We start from the raw sequence: 3,823 nt of genomic DNA, 5'->3' as shown, positions 1-3,823 counted from the left end.
CGGGTAAAAACCCGGCCCGGCTGAAGGTTACAACAAAATCTAAACCTGCTTATGAGAAAATCTTTAATTAGTACAATTGCTTAATTATAACGCCATTGCCTGTAATGAATGGTCTTTGCTTTCCAGTTGGGAACTGCCCATCAGGAATTCGTCCACTTTTCTCGCACACTCACGACCTTCGCTTATTGCCCATACCACCAGTGATTGACCGCGACGCATATCGCCGGCAGTGAACACTTTAGGAATGGATGTCAGGTAATCTTTTTCGGTAGCTTTTACGTTACCGCGTTCATCCTTTTCTACTTCCAACTGATCCAGTAAGCCGGTATGCTGCGGATGTACGAAGCCCATTGCCAGTAAGGCGAGTTCGCAGGGTACATCTCTTTCAGATCCCGGTACTTCGGTGAATTTTGCTGGTCTGCCATCTGCGCTGGCGGTCCATTGCAGGTCTACCAGGCGGAGTGCCTTGAGGTTACCGTTGTCATCACCTATAAAGGATTTGGTAGCGATAGCCCATTTGCGATCAGCTCCTTCTTCGTGAGAAGAAGATGTTTTTAATACCATCGGGTAAGTAGGCCATGGCATGTATGCCGTGCGCTCGCCCGGAGGTTTCGGTAATAATTCCAGTTGCGTAATGCTGACAGCACCATGACGGTTGCTGGTACCTACGCAGTCGGAGCCGGTATCGCCACCACCAATTACAATTACATTTTTTCCGGTTGCCCAGATGTCGCTGCCATCAACGGTTTTTTCGCCTACTCTTTTGTTCTGCTGTTTCAGGAAGTCCATCGCATAGTGTACCCCTTTCAGCTCACGACCAGCAATAGGCAGGTCGCGCGGAATGGTAGAACCGCCGGCGAGTACAATCGCATTGTATTCTCTCAGCAGATCATTGGTACTAACGTTAACGCCTACGTTGGCATTGCATTGGAATACTACGCCTTCTTCTTCCATCAGTTTCACACGACGGTCGATTACCCATTTTTCCAGTTTAAAGTCTGGAATACCATAGCGTAAAAGTCCGCCTGGAGCGTCATCACGTTCAAACACGGTAACAGTATGACCGGCATAGTTTAATTGTGCTGCCGCTGCTAAACCTGCAGGGCCGGAGCCAATAACTGCTATTTTTTTGCCGGTACGCATACGTGGCGCTTTCGCCTGTACCAGTCCTTTATCGAAAGCAACTTCAATAATATGTTTTTCTATCTCCTCAATAGCAACCGGTGGCTGGTTAATACCCAGTACACAAGCGCTTTCGCAGGGTGCCGGACAAATACGTCCGGTGAACTCCGGGAAGTTATTGGTAGAAGTAAGAATATCGTACGCATCTTTCCAATCCTGGCGATATACGGCATCGTTAAATTCCGGTATCACGTTACCCAGCGGGCATCCGCTGTGGCAAAAAGGCACACCGCAATTCATGCAGCGGGCAGCTTGCTGATTTAATTTATTATCAGGAAAGCGCTCTACAAATTCATTATAGTGGCCAACCCTTTCCCGGGGGTCTGCTTTCCCGGGCAGCTCGCGTGTAAATTCCAGGAATCCTGTAGGTTTACCCATAATTTTCCTCCACAAGTCCCTTACCTGCAAGGGATATTTTGATGATGAATGTTAATGTTTCTCTTAGTGACCTACTTTCTGGTTCTGTACTTTTCCTGATTTCAACACTGCCTTGTATTCTTTCGGGAATACTTTCACAAAATGACGCAGTTGGTTCTCCCAGTCTTTCAGGATGAACTTCGCCACGGTGCTGTTCGTGTAGGCGTGGTGTTTAGTGATCAGATCCTGCAGCTGTGCTACATCTTCCTGTGCCAGTGGATCGAGGTCGATCATTTCCCTGTTACAGTGATTGGCGAAAGTGCCTTTCACATCGTATACATAGGCAATACCACCACTCATACCAGCACCAAAGTTGCGACCGGTTTCACCCAGTATCACCGCTTTACCATTGGTCATGTATTCGCAACCGTGATCGCCTACTCCTTCTACTACTACGGTAGCACCGGAGTTACGTACACAGAAGCGTTCACCTGCTTTACCGCGGATGTAGGCTTCTCCGGAAGTTGCTCCATAGAAACAAACGTTACCTGCGATAATATTTTCTTCTGCTTTGAATCCTGCTTCACCTTGTGGATAAAGGATCAGTTTGGAGCCAGACAAGCCTTTACCGAAGTAGTCATTGGCTTCTCCTTCCAGTTCCAGTGTTACACCTTTAGTGGTGAAAGCGCCGAAGCTCTGGCCTGCAGATCCGATGAACTTGAAGTGCAGGGTATCTTCCGGTAATCCTTCGCTCTTGTAGCGTTTGGATATTTCGTTAGACAGGATGGTACCGATAGTACGATCTGTATTTTTTACAGGGAACTGCTGATATACCCTGGCTTTCTTTTCCAGTGCAGGCTGTGCGGCCTTGAGCAGTTGCCAGTCTATTACTTCGCTGATACCGTGATCCTGTTCTTCCTGTTTGTACAGGCCTGTTTCGCCGGCAGGCGCTTCGTTAAATAATATAGGAGACAGATCGAGTTTTTGTGATTTCCAGTTGGTGATGTTATCACGTACCTGTAAGCAACCTACCTGACCCACCATTTCATTGATGGTACGGAAGCCCAGTTCAGCCATGATTTCGCGGAGTTCTTCCACGAGATAGGTGAACAGGTTAACCACATGCTGTGGATCGCCGGTAAAGCGTTTGCGCAGTTCCGGATCCTGGGTAGCTACGCCAACAGGGCAGGTATTTACATGGCATTTACGCATCATGATACAACCTTCTACTACCAGTGCAGCGGTAGCCACACCCCATTCTTCGGCACCCAGTAAAGTAGCTATCGCAATGTCACGGCCGGTTTTCAGCTGACCATCTGTTTGCAGTACTACACGGGTACGGAGTTTATTTTTCACGAGGGTCTGATGTGTTTCAGCCAAGCCAAGCTCCCATGGCAAACCAGCGTGTTTGATAGAGCTTTCCGGAGAGGCACCGGTACCACCATCAAAACCGGATACCAGTACTACATCGGCATGTGCTTTCGCCACACCGGCAGCAATAGTACCTACGCCTGCTTTGGATACCAGTTTCACACTGATACGGGCGGCGCGGTTAGCATTTTTCAGATCATAGATCAGCTGAGCCAAATCCTCGATAGAATAAATATCGTGGTGAGGAGGCGGAGAAATCAGACCTACACCTGGAGTGGAGTGTCTAACTTTCGCAATCCATTCATCTACTTTATGACCAGGTAATTGTCCGCCTTCGCCTGGTTTTGCACCCTGCGCCATTTTAATCTGTAACTCATCGGCATTGGTCAGGTAGTAGCTGGTAACCCCGAAACGGGCGCTGGCAACCTGTTTGATGGCAGAGCGCATAGAGTCGCCGTTAGGCAATTGCTCATAGCGCAGCTCATCTTCCCCACCCTCACCGGTATTACTTTTAGCACCAATGCGGTTCATGGCAATGGCCAGTGTGGAGTGTGCCTCGTGAGAAATAGATCCAAAGCTCATAGCGCCTGTAGCAAAACGCTTGAAGATGCTGCTGGCTGGTTCTACTTCATCGATGGAAATAGATGGACGGTTAGGCTTAAACGAAAACAGACTACGTAAGGTGGCTGCTTTTTCGCTTTGGTCATTTACCGATTTGGAATATTTCTTAAATGCAGCGTAATCACCCATGCGGGTAGCCAGCTGCAGATAGTGAATAGTAGTAGGATTAAAGAGATGGAATTCTCCTTTACGTTTCCACTGATATACACCGCCTTCTGTTAAGCGCTGAATAGGCGTTTCTTTACGACCGTAGCCCATCCAGTGTTTAGCCAGTGTTTCACGGGCGATGTCA

Annotated in this window: 2 protein-coding genes; both read right to left on the bottom strand. The window is 48.2% G+C overall.

Translation table 11 applies throughout. The features are described 5' to 3' along the window. Positions 1–84: 84 nt before the first annotated feature. Positions 85–1,560: a glutamate synthase subunit beta gene (locus tag VIP81_RS19575; RefSeq protein ID WP_331964981.1), complete on the bottom strand. Its 1,476-nt coding sequence runs from the start codon at positions 1,558–1,560 to the stop codon at positions 85–87. A 63-nt stretch (positions 1,561–1,623) separates the two neighbouring features. Next, positions 1,624–3,823 (bottom strand): glutamate synthase-related protein (locus tag VIP81_RS19570; protein ID WP_331964977.1); only part of this gene is annotated, 2,200 nt, incomplete at its 5' end.

The organism is Chitinophaga sp., from assembly GCF_036566945.1.
GTDB lineage: Bacteria > Bacteroidota > Bacteroidia > Chitinophagales > Chitinophagaceae > Chitinophaga.
Note: the sequence above shows the minus strand (reverse complement) of the source record. Positions and strands in the feature narration are given on the sequence as shown.

What these genes read in the sequence shown, in the direction of transcription:
- VIP81_RS19575 (WP_331964981.1), bottom strand. Translation starts at nt 1,560, where the DNA reads ATGGGTAAACCTACAGGATTCCTGGAATTTACACGCGAGCTGCCCGGG.